Source organism: Natrinema altunense, from assembly GCF_000731985.1.
GTDB classification, from domain to species: domain Archaea; phylum Halobacteriota; class Halobacteria; order Halobacteriales; family Natrialbaceae; genus Natrinema; species Natrinema altunense.
Window position 1 is genome coordinate 16,200 of the sequence record NZ_JNCS01000005.1, and the last position, 13,888, is coordinate 30,087.

Sequence of the window (13,888 nt, forward strand, 5' to 3'; positions counted from 1 at the left end):
CCCGCTTCGGCGGGGATCAGTGGTCCGCGTCGGTCCCCTCGGCGAGCAACGTCTCCATGACCTTTCGCTGGGCCGTCCGGAGGTGCTGGGAAAACGTGGCCGGCGAGATGTCCAACGTTTCGGCGACGTCTTCGCCGCTCTGTTCCCGCGGCCAGTCGAAAAAGCCGGCGCTGTAGGCCGTCTCGAGTACCTGCTGCTGTTTCTCCGTGAGCGAATCGAGGACGCGTGTCCGGAACTCCTCGGCGGTCCGGTCCTCGGCCCGGCGGGTTCGTTGGGCGAGTACCTCGAGCGTCGAGTCCGTCTCCGCCACCGTATCGATCACTCCGCGGACGTCGACGTCGGGGGGCAACTCGGCGGTACAGTGGAGTTCGCCGTCATCGATACGAACCGACCGTAGCCGTCCCCCTCGTTCCGCGAACAGTCCAGTCAGCGGCGGATCGCGGATCGTGACCTCGAACAGGGACCCGTCGTCGGTCGGCGTAATCGCCGAGACATCGGTGACGGCATCGATCGCCGAGATAGCCGTTTCGAACGCCTCGGGATCGATCCCCTCGACGGACAGGAAGTGAATGAAGGCGTCCCCGTCTGCCGGTACCAGCCGCTCGATATCGATCGTACAGTCGCGACCGGCCGACGCCTCGATGAGCGGCGACTCGATCGCCGTCGCCCGGAACTCCACCTCCCGGACCACGTCGCTCATCAACGTCTTCTCCCGCTGGCGGGCGCTGATCGCGTGTCCAATGATCTCGCCGAGCCCTTCGAGGATCTCCCGTTCGTAGCCGTCGAACGCGTCCTTGCGTGCGGTGTAGACGTTGAGAACGCCGTACGACGAGTCGCCGTACGCGATGGGAACTGCGGCGCTGGACCGATAGCCTCGTTCGGTCGCCGCCGCCCGCCAGGGTTCGTAGTCCGGATCGGTCAGGACGTCCGTTTGGACCTGCAACTCGCCGGTCCGGACGGCCTCGCCGGTCGGTCCCTGTCCGGTCTCGCTCTCGTCGACCGTGATCGTGATCGAGTCGAGATAGCCCTCTTCGACGCCGGCGGCCGCCCGGGGTTCGATCGTCTTCGAGCCGCGGTCGATGCCGCCGATCCAGGCGAACCGGTAGGAGTCGGTCTCCGCGAGCCGGTCGCAGACGCGCTGTTCGATCTCCGATCGAGCGGAGAGTTCGATCACCGACCGGGTGATATCCGCCTGGACACGGTAGAGCTGGGTGATCGCCGCGAGCTGTTCCCGCTGGTGCTCGAGTTGGCGTTTTCGAGCCTTGCGTTCGCTGGTGTCCCGGATCACGCCGGCGATTCCGCTGAACTCGTCGGCAGCGGCGCGGTCGTCCCCGCCGAACTCCGTGGCGTCGCCGTCGTCCGGCGACAGCGTCGTGAATCTGACCTCCGCGGGGAACGTCTCGCCGTCGGACCGCCGAATCCGCGTGTCCATCGTCGCGACATCGCGGTTCCCGGCCGCCAGTCCGGAGCGCAACTGTTCGACGGTGCCCATCGATTCGTCGATCGTCGACATATGCGTGCGGAGTAGTTCCGAGCGGTCCCAGCCGGTCATCGAAACGAGCGCGTCGTTGACCAGCCGGAAGCGGTCGTTCTCGTCGAGGACGTACGCGCCGTCCGGGATCGTCTCGAGGACCGTTTCGTATCGCTCGAGTTCCTGTTTCCGGCGCTTTCGCTCGGTGATGTCCATAATGAAGCCCTCGAGAGCGACCAGTTCGTCGTCGGGTCGGCCGGCGACGCCGTCGCCGTGATTGTCGTGCGTCGATGGGGACGGCCGTTCCCCGGTCGTTCCCCCGTCTCCCGTCGCGTAGACGGCTGCCCCCCGTTCTTCGACCCACTTTCGGGTGCCGTTCGCCGTCCGAATCCGGTACGTCACCCTGAACCGGTCGCCTCGCTCGAGTTGCTGACGAAGCGACTCGAGGGCGTCGGCACGGTCGTCGGGATGGACGATGTCCTCGCCCCAGGAGACGGGACCGTCGACGATCCGTGCCGGGTCGTACCCCACCAACGGCTCGCAGTCGCCGCGGAGGAGGGTCATCGCCCAGTCCGATTTCGGTCGACACCGGTAGACGATGCCCGGCAGGTTGCCGATCAGCGTCGTGAGCTGTCGCTCCCGCTCCGCGAGTTCGGTTTCGGTGCGGTGATGCGTGACGGCGTTCTCGATGCGGGTCGCCAGCATGTCGGGTGGTTCCGCGGCCAGTGCGGTCGGAACGTACTCGGTGACGCCGACCGAAATCGCCTCGCTCGCGATTTCCTCGCTCCCGTCGTCGACGTAGAGGACGACCGGGAGGTCGGGCCGTCGCTCGCGGACGGTCGACAGCAGCGACACGCCGTCGGTGTTCGGCAGGTCGTAGGCACTGACGATACACTCGAGTCGCTCGTCCGCGTCGATCGCCTCGAGCGCCGCGGCCCTCGTCGTGGCCGTGCTGACGGCGAGCAGGTCGTCGTCAGGGAAGTCGTGGACGACGGCTTCGAGGGTCGCACTGTCACCGACGAGGAGCGCCCGGGCCAGGGCCTCGGTCATCGTGTCTCGTTCGATCGATGAATTTCCATTAGTAGTAAGCGTTTGTCCCTAACGAGGGAGTCATCGACTATGTCACCGGGTACGTTCCCTCGAGACGCGTCCGCTCGAGGACGTGCCCTTCCGCCGCCGACTCGAGGTCGGCCGCGCTCGCGTCCGTGCCGAGGTCGAGCGTCGTATCCAGGGCGAGCAGTTCGAACCGGTAGGTGTGTTCCCTGTCCGGCGGGTTCGGGCCACCGTAGCCGTGATCGCCGTAGTCGTTCGTCCCCTCGGTCGCGTCGTCGGGATCCCACGCTTCCGGGATCGTCCCCGTCTCCGGCGGCACGTTCCAGACGATCCAGTGGTCCCACACCGTGCCGGCGGGCTCTTTGGCGTCGGGATCGTCGACGACCAGCGCGAGCGAGTCGGCGTCGTCCGGTACGCCGTCGATCTCGAGGGGTGGGTTGACATTCGTCTCCGTGTAGCCATACTCCTCCGGTATTCGTTCCCCGTCGTCGAATGCGGGGCTCTCGAGTGTGAGGTCTCCCATGTTGCTCACGCTCCGTGTGCACCCGCTTGGAGCGGTCACCGCCGAGAGAGAAGAAACTTACACGCCGAGCCGGGAACGGCGGTGTCACTGGCTGCTGTGGCGCTCTCGATCGACGAGGCGGAGCGCGGTCGGCTACCGACGACCGACGAATATCGCGATCCCGAGGAGCAACAGCCCGACGCCCCACCACAGCGAATCGCCCGGGAGGAAGGCGAGCAGCAGCGTGACGAGACCCGACGTGATGAGGGACCACCCGACCGTCGTTCGGTATGTCATACCGCTAGCTTCTCGCCGAGGCGGTTGTGCGTTGTGCCGGTCCCTGCAACCTGACCGAGTCTCCAGAATCGAAACTGTTTCACTCGAAGTGACAGGGGATCATACATGGCAAACGAACTCACAATCCGTCGGTATCGACCTGACGACGGTCCCCGCGTTCGAGACCTCCACGAAACGGCCATGCGCGACGCCGACGCCTACGTCCCGGGCGTTCCGGACGACGACCTCGAGTCGGTCACGGAGACGTTTCTCGAGACCGGCGGCGAGTTTTTGGTCGGCGAACTCGCTGATCGGATCGTCGCGATGGGCGCGTTTCGACCGGTCGACGAATCAGAGTATATCGCGACGTTCGTTCCCGACCTCGTCGACGCGGCGGTCGAGGTGACTCGACTGCGCGTCGCTCCCGACGCACAGCGCCGCGGCTACGGACGGCAGATATATCGGGAACTCGAGGAGCGCGCCCGGTCGCGAGGGGTCGAACAGATCGTCCTCGATACGAGGGCGACCCAAACCGCGGCCCGGGGGCTGTACGACGCGGAAGGCTTCGACGCGGTGCGTCGCGAGCGATTCGACGACTTCGACGATCCCTTTGAACTGATCTTCTATCGGAAATCGATCGCCGACGATGGGTAAGCCGTCGTCACTCCTCGAGCAACCGCTTCAGCCGATCGAGTTCGGTGAGCGCTTCGACGGGGGTGAGGTGGCCGAGATCGAGCGCCCGGAGCTCGGCGGCGACGTCGGTCGGTACGTCCCCACCGTCCGCGGTCGTGGCTCCCGTCGCACTCTCCGTCGGCTCGGACCCGGGATCGCCACGCGAGTCGACAGCGCTGGTGGCGTCCGTCTCGAGGTCCTCCTCGGCCGCGTCGGCGACCAGTTCTCGCGACCGGTCGACGACGGGGTCGGGGACGCCGGCCGCGGTCGCGACCTCGACGCCGTAGGAGCCCGTCGCCGCGCCGGGCGCGATTTCGTGGTGGAAGACGACCTCGCCGTCGTCCTGATCGACCTCGAAATGGAGCGTGAACGCGGCCGCGAGGTCCTCGGCGAGTTCGGTCAACGGGTGATGGTGGGTGGCAAACAGCGTCGTCGCGCCGACCTCGTCGTGGAGGTGTTCGGTGATCGCCTGCGCGATGGCCATCCCGTCGGCGGTGGAGGTCCCCCGCCCCACCTCGTCCAACAGAACGAGCGACCGCTCGTCGGCCTCCCGCAGGATGGTCGCGAGTTCGTCCATCTCGACCATGAACGTCGAGCGCCCGCCCGCGATATCGTCGCTGGCACCCACGCGCGTGAAAACCCGTTCGACGGGCGTCAGCCTGGCCGCGCGAGCCGGGACGAAACTGCCGACCTGCGCGAGCAGGACGATCTGGGCGACCTGACGCATGTAGGTCGACTTCCCCGACATGTTGGGGCCCGTAATCACGGCCAGCCTGCGGTCGCTCGTCAGGTGCGCGTCGTTGGGGACGAACGACTCCTGCGTGCGCTCGACGACCGGGTGGCGGCCGCCTTCGATATCGATGACGGGACCGGCTCGCCCGTCGTGCTCGAGCATCTCGGGCCGGCAGTAGTCGTACTGGGCCGCGACGGTCGCAAGCGAGACGAGCGCGTCCAGCGTCGCGATCGCGTCGGCCAGCCGCTGGACGCGTTCGACCTCGGCGGCGACCTCGCGACGGACCTCGCAAAACAGTTCGTACTCGCGCTCGTCGGCGCGTTGCTGGGCACCGACGATCTCGTCCTCGCGGTCCTTCAGCTTCGGCGTGACGAATCGCTCGGAGTTCTTCAACGTCTGCCGGCGCTGATAGTTGTCGGGCACCGACTCGAGGTTCGGGTTCGTGACCTCGATGTAGTAGCCGTGGACCGAATTGTGGCCGACCTTCAGCGAGTCGATCCCCGTCCGCTCGCGCTCGCGCTCCTCGAGATCGTCGATCCACTGCTTGCCGTCTCGAGCGGTCCCGCGGAGGTCGTCGAGGGCGTCGTCGTACCCCGTTGCGATGATCCCGCCCTCGGTGATCTCGATCGGTGGCTCGTCGACGACGGCGTCCGCGATCAACTCGCGGACGTCCACGAGGGGGTCGAGGGCCTCGTACAGGTCCCGCAGGCGCTCACAGTCGGCGTCGGCCAGCAGGTCCCTGATCTCGGGCACGACCGCGAGCGTCTCGCGAAGCGAGCACAGGTCCCGCGCGTTGGCCCGCTCGCGAGAAATGCGGCCGATCAGCCGCTCGAGGTCGTAGACCTCCCGCAGCCGGTCGTGGAGTCGTTCCCGCCGCTGGACGGCGGACTTCAACTCGGCGACCGCGTCGTGGCGCGCCTCGATCCGGGCGGGATCGAGCAGCGGCCGGCGGAGCCAGTTCCTGAGCGTGCGGCCACCGAGCGCGCTCGCGGTCTCGTCGAGGACGCCGACGAGCGTGGCGTCGTCCCGTCCGTGGACGGTCCGCGGTTCGAACAGTTCGAGGCTGCGGAGGGCGACGGCGTCCAACAGCAGGTACTCGCGAGGATCGTAGCGGGTGAGTTGCGTGATGTACTCGAGGTGTGTGTCCGCGTCGCCCTCGACGACGGCCGCGACGCGTTCCGCGTCGGAGTCGCCGCGTTCGCCCTCGTGTTCGCCGCCGCGGACGTACTCGGCGTACGCGAGCAGCGCGCCGCAGGCCCGTCTTTCGGCGTCCCCGGCGAGCAGGGCGTCGGGGTTGCGAAAGTACGCGGAGAGGGTTTCCCTGGCCCGCTCGCGATCGAATGCGCGCGCGTCGAACGGCGTCACCATGCAGTCGTCGGGAACGGGGTCGGCGGGCGCGTCGGGGCCGACGACGGCCTCCGAGGGGTCGAACCGGCTCACCTCGTCGGCGATCGACTCGGTCGCGGTCGCGCTCGTCGCGTAGAAGTCGCCCGTCGATACGTCGAGCAGGGCGAGGCCGAGTCGCTCGTCGTCGCGTGCGATCGCCGCGACGAAGTTGTTGTCGTCGCCGGCCAGCAGTTCGTCCTCGGTGAGTGTCCCGGGCGTGATCACCCGCGTGACCGCGCGCTCGACCACGCCCGAGGTCTCGCCGGGCTCCTCGACCTGGTCCGCGACGGCGACGCGGTAACCGGCCTCGAGCAACTCCTCGATGTACGACTCGGCGTTGTCGATCGGAATGCCGGCCATCGGATACTCGCCGGTGCTGTCCTCGCGGCTGGTCAGCGCGATCTCGAGGAGGCGCGCGGTGCGCTCGGCCGCGCCACAGAACGTCTCGTAGAAGTCACCCACTTGAAAGAGCACGATCGCGTCGTCGTAGCGCGCACAGAGGTCGTGATACTGCGCCATCATGGGCGTCAGCTCGTCGCGTTTCTCGGCCATCGCGTCCGGAGGGCCAAGCGCCGAATCCATGCTCGAAAGCGGCCGCCCGACGCTCAAATACCTTGCTGGATCGGCCGTCCCACCGCCGGCTCGCGGCGGCGCGCTCCGGACTCGAGGGCGAGTCGCGGCCCGCGCCGGCCGACGACTGCCCGTCAGGCGTCTGTCTCGAAGTACAGGTCGGCATGCTTCGCACAGCCGGGATTGAACGCCGCGTCACAGGCCGGACAGCGGTCGTCGGCCGCGCGGTAGTCGGGGACGGTGAGTGCGGTGCCACAGGCCCCACAGAGGACGGCCGGCTCGTCGAACCGGGCTCGAGGCCACGGCACTGCCTCGTGATCGGTCACGGCCTCGTGGCAGCGAAAACAGGGGAAGAAGTCCTCGCAGCAGGCGAACGTGAACGCGACCACGTCCTGATCGGTGTCGTAGTGGGCACACCGGGTTTCCGGACCGACATCGATGCCGCGGACGGTGTGGTCGCCGATCGATTGCACGCGTGGCTCGAGGGTCGTGGGGTGCTTCGGTGTTGTGGTGGCGGCCAGCTTGGTGTCAGGGACCGGGGTTCAGTTTGTTCGATGGGGGACATCGCTCGAGTGCCCCCTAAGGGGGCAAGACAATTGCGCGGCGCGCGCTCTGTGCGCCGCGCTAGCGAAAAGATGGACGGCCGATTCGAGATGTTAGAGCGGTGCTGCCCCACTGGTAGGATGTACTGGGACTCGACAACGGAGATTATCGGATCTGTCTACGACGGTTTATAAACCAAGACGGGACCAGAGTCAGCGTCATGCGACACCCACAAGATGACCTGTTGATCGTCTACGCACTCGTATAGCTCGCTCAAGACAATAAAACAACTCCGCGAGAAGAGGAAGCGCTAAACCTCGCGGCCAAAATTGCAGATCAACACGGGCTCACTGTTACTGACGTGATCGCCCAGCTTGAACTATAGGGGCAAGACAAAGTTTGAATCAACCGCTTTAGCGCTCTTCTTCAAGTTAAAGCATACAGCATCTATTAGTCAACCGCATTAACTAATATCCTATCTTCAGAGACTAGCCGATCAAATAATCAATCCTACTAATCATTCCCCTTTCATGTTCATTCATTTCGTCTATTGTGCCTTTTTCTGTATTTCTAAGCCAGATAATTTACTATTCACCGTTTCTATATATTGTGCTGCGTTGAAACGCGCAGCAACGCCCCCAACACCCACATTTCCAGCCGATCAAACGACTTGTAGATCGTGCTGTAATCTGGCAACTCGTCCCGATCTAAGCCAAGTACGTCACGAATCTCAGACATGTACTTCAACCGGTTCGGCGTTTCACGGTAGCTCTGGCCCTCTTCGAGCCGAAAACAGTGCAAAACGACGTGTACCCAGGGGCGAACCCGCCGCTGGCAGGTTCGCCCGCATGCTTCTTCAACGCTTGTTTGGCTAGGTCTCGACACTGTTCAACGAAGTCGAGGATATCGATCTCTATGTCAAGTTCGATTTCCTCGACTTCATCCTTCTAACCCGTGATATCAGCCGGTTAGATCGATATTCAACAGAGCACTATAATAAATATTCAATTGGGAAAATTAGAAATACGCGATCAATTTGGGAGTGTAATTTTCAAGGTGCCACCAGATTCTTCGTCCTCAATTTTAATTAAATCAGGATGTTTTGCCGATCTATAGAATTCTTCTCGGTTATCGTCGTCAGAAAGATAACTGCCAACTGTTCCGCCACTGGGGTCTTCGTCAATTGAGTCTGGGCTATTCTGCATTCCTGTTGAACCCAAATTACCTTGCTCAAATTCACAAAGATAGTAATAATAGTCCTGGTCCGGATTTCTATCTCTCGAGACACGAATCTCACCGTTTTTGGGGCCGTGTGTAATTTCGATTTCGACAAAGCCTATCGGAGAGCCAGAGTCATCGAGAATGGTGACCTTAATCTTTTTGACTGCACTATCAGAATGTAACCAGAAATTGTCCAAATACCCCTCGTAGATTTCCCCATTCGCTATATACCCCTCGGTATCGCTATCTTCGGCTTTATCACCCTTTTGTAATTCGTGCCCGCTATAAGTGGGGGTGGTTATAGTATATTCCCAATCATTACTAATGGATTCTATGGTTATTTCGCCATGATCTGATGGACCACCACTTCCACTTCCACTTCCACCTCCACCTCCACCTCCATCTCCATCTCCACTTCCCGGTGGCCGCGTATATTCTGCTTTTGCTGTCCCATTCGCAGCGATTCCACCGGTAATCCCAACTCCAACTGTCGCAATCGATCGAAGGACATTACGCCTTCGTTTTTCTTCATTACTCATCTGCGATTATTACATAATATCAGAGTTACAAATATTTTCTGGTTATTTTGTATGGGGTAGAACTATCTCTCGTGTGTCTGAAGAGATTTTCTCCTTAGCCCTTTTCTTCGATACTCTCCCCCCCCCCCTCGGGGTCGCACGTCGACAGAATCTGTTTCCCTAATATGCACACGAGTTGCCGATCGTCGTGTGTGTATTCACCGTATTAATGTCTGGACCATTATGATGCTGTTGAGTCTGATGAGAAAATTTATAAACAAACATCGTTCGGATGATCTGAAAGACCGTGAATAGCATGTCGTGTTCACGGCTGCGTTGATACCGAAACCGATGCTCAGTGGAACAGTGGTTCGATATCAAAGATGAATAACTGTAATTCACCGATCCGGTAGGCCGGCCTCGAGCGGCCGACCACCAGTCAGTTAGCCGTCGTCCAACTCGAGGTCGTCTGCCTCGAGTTCGCCGTCGAGATACTGACGCCCGTTGTCGGTGATTCTGTATGGAGAGCCGTTCCCGGTCTCCGTTTTTTCGAGGAGACCCGCATCTGCTAACGTCGCCATTCGGCGCGAAAACGTACTCAGGCTCTTGTCCAACATCCCGAATTCGGTGACCAAATTGTAGTGGACCGCGCCGGGCTTCAGTGCCACCGGTTGGCCGTCGATGTCTAGATCCCGTAGAAACTCGAGGATCGCATCGTCGACTTCGTTCATCCACGGTACTCGGGGGCGCATACCACTCTCTTCTGCTGGTCTAGTTGTAATTGCAAACGGAACTCAGGAATCGTCTGGCTCGAGACTACCCGCGTCGAGTTCGCCCTCGAGATAGGCGTGACCGGCATCAGTGATCGTGTAGTAGCCGTCGTCGACTTTCTCGACGAACCCGTACTCAATGAGGACGCGGAGTCGCTCGTGAACGGTACTCTGTGATTTGTCGATGTTCCGCGCAATGGCTGTGGGGCCGATCTCGAGACCCTTATCGAGAGCTTCGAGAATGAAATTATCCGTAGGGAGTTGCATCCATTCTCCCGGTTTTCTCATCATCGTTGAAAGGATGAATCGACATTTAGTTGATTCGAACGCGCTTCTTTGTCGGATGATATTGTACGAGATGTCGGCCCAAATAGCCCGCATATTTATTTTGGAGGAGATGTTACTGAGTAAGTAACGCGAGTCACACGCGGACCTGACTGTCCGTTGGTCCGTCGGAAAATGCGGACCGGTGCCACCACCACCGGGTCCGCACGGCTCGCGTAGTCACGGGACGCAAGCCATGTCAGACGACACTTCACGGGGCCTTGAAAGCCCCGACACGAGAGACGCATCGCTCCAGTCCGCCTCCACCGACGGTCCCCGAACTGACCGCGAGGAAACCCCGATCGGTGTCGATATCGGCGAATACAACCTCTATACGGCCTGCCCGATCGATCTCCCGGACTGGCGGGGCGCGCACGCGGTCTGTGGGGACGCCCTCTGCCAGCGGCTCGACGACTTCCGCCGTGAGGCCGCCGCCTTGCTCGCCAGTACGTACGATCGACCGACCATCGCGGCCTACGTCCAACAGCGTCGCGACGCCCTCGTCGCGGCCCTCGATGCCGGGGCGCGGACGGTCTGTGAGTACGCGACCGCCTACGACGATCCGGTGCTGGTCACCGAGGACAGCCACTACAGTCCGGACCTGTGGGCGTGGCTGACTGCTCCCAACGCCCACCGCGGTTCGGCATGGCTCCTCGCAGCGGCACACCTTCGACTCCGGACCGTCGCCGCCGAGTACCGACTCCCGGTGTCCGCGGTCCCCGAAGCCTACTCCACGCAGGAATGTCACGCCTGCGGCGTGCTCGGGACTCGAGAACTGAACAGAACCGTTCGATGCACCAATCCCGACTGCCGCGTCGATACCGTGGCCGCCGATTTCAACGCCGCAGCGGTCCTCGCCCGACGCTACTACCCCGGCCGGTGCTGTGCATGCCGAGGCCACGAACCGCCGACTCCCGGCCATCGCCCGCCGGTCGCCGCCGACGGCGGTCCGCTCGAGTGAGCCGTCGCCCGGAACCGACCGCAACAGGAGGAGCCGACTGCAGTGCACGGCGGTTCCACTCGAGTCCGGACGAACAGCGGTCGATGGCGGCTCGCTCCCGCTCGAGCGTTACTCGAACTGGGCGGTGTCCCCGCGCCGGTAGCGGTCGACGCGGCGGTAGCCGTGGACGGTCGCGCCGGGGTCGAGCTCGAGTTCGTAGCGGCCGATGATGTCCTGCGTGTCCGGCACGGCCCGGCGCTCGACGACCTCGACGACGGCCCGCCAGCCCTCGTCGGTCGGTGTGATCTCGCTGACGCCGTCGAACTCGTGGCCGATGAGGTCGTTGGCGGTCGACCGGACGGTCTGCCGAACGGCGAGGATACCAGCGATTTCCTCCTGGTCGACGTCGGCGTCCGCCTCGACCGCGTCGGGGTCCGTCTTCTCGGCCGCGGTCATGGGCGTCGTCCCGCGGGACCGCGGTTCGTCGACCTCGCCGCGTTCGGCCTGTTCGTCGGCCTGTTCCTCCGATTGGGGTGTCTGACTGTCGCTCACTGTGGGATCACTCTCGTCGTGTTGGTAGCAAAAGCCGTCGTCCCGGGCGGGGCGCGAGCAGCGCTCGCCGTCCTCGGTGAGGGCCTTGCACTGCTCTCGTGATTGTGCGTCGGCTTCGGCCATTTTCGTGGTGTGGGTTGGTATCTGGCCCGTTCTGTGTTCGATCGCCGTCGCGTCGCGTCAGACGATCTCGGTGACCTGGGATCGCAGGTCGTCGATATCGCCGCCGTCTTCGCCGGCGACCTTCGGCGCGAGCACGTCCGTGAAGACGCGGCTCAGCGTCTCGTCGTCGAACTCGCCGTCCCCGTCGTGCCCGTCGAAGACGGCCAGCCCCTTCGCGGCCGTGATCGCCGCACGGGTGCCGACGACGATCTCGAGGTCGTCCCGGAGCGCCCGCGTCGTCTCGACGATGGTCGCGATGTCCGCATCGGAGAGGGCCACGTGCGCGCCGACGAGCTCGCGTTCGGTTTCCGCGTCGTAGTAGTCGACGTGGACGCCGATGAACCGGTCGAGCAGCGCGTCCTGTTGCTCGTGGACGCCGGCGTACTCCGCGTCGTTCGACGTGACGATGGCCCGAAATTCGGGGTGGATGTCGATCGTCCGGTCCGCGCCGCGCTTGCCCGGTCGCTCCAAGACGCCCTCCTCGAAGACCGACAGCAGGACGTTGTGCGCGGCGGCGTCGCTGCGCGAGAACTCGTTGTAGACGAGCGTCGCCCCCTCCCGGACGGCGACGGACAGCGGGTTGTCGACCCAGCGCTCGCGGACGATCTGGGTCTTCTTGTCGACGCCGCTCACGTACCGGTCGTGTTCCTCGTAGCGCTCGCCGCCGGCGTGGGAACCGACGAGCGCTTCCGTGTCGACCGCCTCGTCGCCGTTGAGCCAGACGACCGGGCGGTCGCGCGCGGCGGCGGCCGACAGGGCGAGCGCCGTCTTGCCACACCCCGTCGGCCCGATCAGGTGGACCGGCTGGTCCGCCTCGAGCCAGCCGCTGATCCTGTCGCGCAGCGACCGGACGGCGTCGGTCTCGACGAACGGTTCGGGAACGACCTCCTCGGGGTCGGAGAGGGGGGTATCGCCGTTGCGTTCGCCGGCGCTCGATGCCGTTCGCGCGAGCTTTTTCTTCGCTTTGCGGCCCTCCTTCTGCTCGCGACTGGCCCTGATCTTCGTGCCGCGGACCGTTCGCTTGCGCGACGTATCGTCGACCATGAGGGGTTACTCCGCCGACTGCGGCGACGATTCGGGGCGGGGTTCGACCTCGAGTTCCTCGAGTTCCTCGAGATCGCCCTCCGCCGTGGCCTGCTCGATTTTCGCGATCTCCTCCGCGTAGTGCAGGAACGTGTCGACCGAAGCGACCACGACGCGGGCCTCGATCGTCAGCAGTTCGATCCCGACGACCGAAATGCGCGCCCAGACGTCGATGACGACGCCTTTGTCGAGGACGCGGTCCAGTACTTCCGCGAGGCTCGAGGAGTCGGGCCGTCGTTGTGGGTGTGCCATACACCCGTGCTTGACCGGCAGTTCGTAACACGGCTTGGACTGCGACTGCAAGCCGGTGTGAAACGGTCTATGTCCGCCGATGTGACTCGAACGGGCTCGCTGATGAGGGAGCGATGTGGGCTGCGACTGCAAGCACTACGGTAACCCGGGGCGGTGGTGTAGGTCCGGCGACGATACTCGAGTCCGCTCGCCCGCAGCGTTCGGACGAGTACTGCTATCGTACCCACAAAAACGATGAGTAACCGATACGTCTACGGCGTCGTCGAAGGCGACACCGTCGAGTTCGAAACCGAGGCCGTCGCCGGTGCCGATCGCGTCTATACGATCTCGCACCGCCGGCTCGGGGCCGTCGTCTCGGATATCGACACCACCGACCCCGAGGAGACGGACGAGGACGCACAGCGCCACGACGAGGTCCTCCGGGAAATCATGGACGACGACGGCGGGACGACCGTCGTCCCGATGCAGTTCGGTATGGCCTTCGAGAGCGACCGGGAACTGAAGAACGTCCTTCGCGGGGCGCGACCGGCGTTCAGGCGCGCGATGAACGACATCGACGGCACGGTCGAACTCGGCCTCAAGCTCGTCAGCGAGGCCGACGCCGATATCGACCGCGAGGCCATCGAGGCCGCCGCCGCGGATCGCTTCGAACCGATCGCCGACCAGTCCGTCACCAACGACCTGTTCAGCGACCGGCTCGTCCTGAACCGCTCGTATCTCGTCGCCGAGGACGAGCGCGAGACGTTCGACGAAGCGGTCGCCGATTTCGAGGCCGACCACGACGACGTGATCGTCCAGTACACGGGGCCGTTCGCGCCCTACAGCTTCGTGGACGTAAAAATTGGAGCCCAACAGTAACC

General features: G+C 63.6%; 14 protein-coding genes and 1 pseudogene. 3 read left to right on the forward strand and 12 right to left on the reverse strand.

All coding sequences use genetic code 11. The features are described 5' to 3' along the window. Window positions 1-16: 16 nt before the first annotated feature. The 3 genes from ALTAJ2_RS11090 to ALTAJ2_RS19720 form a co-directional block, all read right to left on the reverse strand. The gene (locus tag ALTAJ2_RS11090) at window positions 17-2,521 is read right to left on the reverse strand and encodes a bacterio-opsin activator domain-containing protein (RefSeq protein ID WP_007109497.1); all 2,505 of its coding nucleotides are present in this window, start codon (window positions 2,519-2,521) and stop codon (window positions 17-19) included. Between the two features lie 67 nt (window positions 2,522-2,588). Continuing rightward, window positions 2,589-3,047 carry a YbhB/YbcL family Raf kinase inhibitor-like protein gene (locus ALTAJ2_RS11095; RefSeq protein WP_007109498.1) on the reverse strand — a complete coding sequence of 153 codons (459 nt, stop codon included), beginning with the start codon at window positions 3,045-3,047 and terminating at the stop codon, window positions 2,589-2,591. Between the two features lie 132 nt (window positions 3,048-3,179). Next, entirely contained in the window at window positions 3,180-3,323 is a 144-nt protein-coding gene (locus tag ALTAJ2_RS19720; protein ID WP_007109499.1) for a hypothetical protein, read from the reverse strand. 105 nt (window positions 3,324-3,428) lie between these two features. Here ALTAJ2_RS19720 and ALTAJ2_RS11100 point away from each other — a divergent pair, with 105 nt between their 5' ends. Then, entirely contained in the window at window positions 3,429-3,956 is a 528-nt protein-coding gene (locus tag ALTAJ2_RS11100; RefSeq protein ID WP_007109500.1) for a GNAT family N-acetyltransferase, read from the forward strand. Between the two features lie 7 nt (window positions 3,957-3,963). On the opposite strand, the gene mutS is transcribed toward ALTAJ2_RS11100, so the two are convergent. The 6 genes and pseudogenes from mutS to ALTAJ2_RS11130 all read right to left on the reverse strand — a co-directional run bounded on the left by mutS (window position 3,964) and on the right by ALTAJ2_RS11130 (window position 9,982). Continuing rightward, window positions 3,964-6,675, reverse strand: coding sequence for a DNA mismatch repair protein MutS (gene mutS, locus ALTAJ2_RS11105; RefSeq protein ID WP_050031467.1), 2,712 nt, complete (start codon window positions 6,673-6,675; stop codon window positions 3,964-3,966). Between the two features lie 122 nt (window positions 6,676-6,797). Further along, on the reverse strand, window positions 6,798-7,136 hold the full coding sequence (locus ALTAJ2_RS11110; RefSeq protein ID WP_007109502.1) for a CHY zinc finger protein: 339 nt from the start codon (window positions 7,134-7,136) through the stop codon (window positions 6,798-6,800). Between the two features lie 676 nt (window positions 7,137-7,812). After that, window positions 7,813-8,123: pseudogene (locus ALTAJ2_RS11115) on the reverse strand (IS5/IS1182 family transposase); the annotation flags it as partial. 114 nt (window positions 8,124-8,237) lie between these two features. After that, window positions 8,238-8,966 carry a hypothetical protein gene (locus ALTAJ2_RS19185; RefSeq protein ID WP_144240239.1) on the reverse strand — a complete coding sequence of 243 codons (729 nt, stop codon included), beginning with the start codon at window positions 8,964-8,966 and terminating at the stop codon, window positions 8,238-8,240. A 422-nt stretch (window positions 8,967-9,388) separates the two neighbouring features. Next, on the reverse strand, window positions 9,389-9,676 hold the full coding sequence (locus ALTAJ2_RS11125) for a hypothetical protein (RefSeq protein ID WP_007109504.1): 288 nt from the start codon (window positions 9,674-9,676) through the stop codon (window positions 9,389-9,391). A gap of 63 nt (window positions 9,677-9,739) precedes the next feature. Next, window positions 9,740-9,982 (reverse strand): winged helix-turn-helix domain-containing protein, encoded by a 243-nt coding sequence (locus ALTAJ2_RS11130; RefSeq protein ID WP_007109505.1) that lies wholly within the window; start codon window positions 9,980-9,982, stop codon window positions 9,740-9,742. A gap of 253 nt (window positions 9,983-10,235) precedes the next feature. On the opposite strand from ALTAJ2_RS11130, the gene ALTAJ2_RS11135 reads away from it, so the two are divergent. Beyond that, the gene (locus ALTAJ2_RS11135; RefSeq protein ID WP_007109506.1) at window positions 10,236-11,000 is read left to right on the forward strand and encodes a zinc ribbon domain-containing protein; all 765 of its coding nucleotides are present in this window, start codon (window positions 10,236-10,238) and stop codon (window positions 10,998-11,000) included. A 108-nt stretch (window positions 11,001-11,108) separates the two neighbouring features. Here the strand turns inward: ALTAJ2_RS11135 and gvpO are convergent, their stop codons facing one another. The 3 genes from gvpO to gvpA are packed head-to-tail and all read right to left on the reverse strand — an operon-like array spanning window position 11,109 to window position 13,028. Continuing rightward, window positions 11,109-11,654, reverse strand: a complete 546-nt coding sequence (gene gvpO, locus ALTAJ2_RS11140) for a gas vesicle protein GvpO, halophile-type (protein WP_007109507.1) — start codon at window positions 11,652-11,654, stop codon at window positions 11,109-11,111. Between the two features lie 57 nt (window positions 11,655-11,711). Further along, window positions 11,712-12,737, reverse strand: a complete 1,026-nt coding sequence (gene gvpN / locus ALTAJ2_RS11145) for a gas vesicle protein GvpN (RefSeq protein WP_007109508.1) — start codon at window positions 12,735-12,737, stop codon at window positions 11,712-11,714. Between the two features lie 6 nt (window positions 12,738-12,743). Next, window positions 12,744-13,028 carry a gas vesicle protein GvpA gene (gene gvpA / locus ALTAJ2_RS11150; RefSeq protein WP_007109509.1) on the reverse strand — a complete coding sequence of 95 codons (285 nt, stop codon included), beginning with the start codon at window positions 13,026-13,028 and terminating at the stop codon, window positions 12,744-12,746. A 234-nt stretch (window positions 13,029-13,262) separates the two neighbouring features. On the opposite strand from gvpA, the gene ALTAJ2_RS11155 reads away from it, so the two are divergent. Then, on the forward strand, window positions 13,263-13,886 hold the full coding sequence (locus ALTAJ2_RS11155; RefSeq protein WP_007109510.1) for a GvpL/GvpF family gas vesicle protein: 624 nt from the start codon (window positions 13,263-13,265) through the stop codon (window positions 13,884-13,886). Window positions 13,887-13,888: the final 2 nt, after the last annotated feature.

What these genes read in the sequence shown, in the direction of transcription:
- mutS (WP_050031467.1), bottom strand. Translation starts at nt 6,675, where the DNA reads ATGGATTCGGCGCTTGGCCCTCCGGACGCGATGGCCGAGAAACGCGAC.
- ALTAJ2_RS11130 (WP_007109505.1), bottom strand. Translation starts at nt 9,982, where the DNA reads ATGCAACTCCCTACGGATAATTTCATTCTCGAAGCTCTCGATAAGGGT.
- gvpA (WP_007109509.1), bottom strand. Translation starts at nt 13,028, where the DNA reads ATGGCACACCCACAACGACGGCCCGACTCCTCGAGCCTCGCGGAAGTA.
- gvpO (WP_007109507.1), bottom strand. Translation starts at nt 11,654, where the DNA reads ATGGCCGAAGCCGACGCACAATCACGAGAGCAGTGCAAGGCCCTCACC.
- ALTAJ2_RS11100 (WP_007109500.1), top strand. Translation starts at nt 3,429, where the DNA reads ATGGCAAACGAACTCACAATCCGTCGGTATCGACCTGACGACGGTCCC.
- ALTAJ2_RS11095 (WP_007109498.1), bottom strand. Translation starts at nt 3,047, where the DNA reads ATGGGAGACCTCACACTCGAGAGCCCCGCATTCGACGACGGGGAACGA.
- ALTAJ2_RS11135 (WP_007109506.1), top strand. Translation starts at nt 10,236, where the DNA reads ATGTCAGACGACACTTCACGGGGCCTTGAAAGCCCCGACACGAGAGAC.
- gvpN (WP_007109508.1), bottom strand. Translation starts at nt 12,737, where the DNA reads ATGGTCGACGATACGTCGCGCAAGCGAACGGTCCGCGGCACGAAGATC.
- ALTAJ2_RS19720 (WP_007109499.1), bottom strand. Translation starts at nt 3,323, where the DNA reads ATGACATACCGAACGACGGTCGGGTGGTCCCTCATCACGTCGGGTCTC.
- ALTAJ2_RS11090 (WP_007109497.1), bottom strand. Translation starts at nt 2,521, where the DNA reads ATGACCGAGGCCCTGGCCCGGGCGCTCCTCGTCGGTGACAGTGCGACC.
- ALTAJ2_RS19185 (WP_144240239.1), bottom strand. Translation starts at nt 8,966, where the DNA reads ATGAGTAATGAAGAAAAACGAAGGCGTAATGTCCTTCGATCGATTGCG.
- ALTAJ2_RS11155 (WP_007109510.1), top strand. Translation starts at nt 13,263, where the DNA reads ATGAGTAACCGATACGTCTACGGCGTCGTCGAAGGCGACACCGTCGAG.
- ALTAJ2_RS11125 (WP_007109504.1), bottom strand. Translation starts at nt 9,676, where the DNA reads ATGAACGAAGTCGACGATGCGATCCTCGAGTTTCTACGGGATCTAGAC.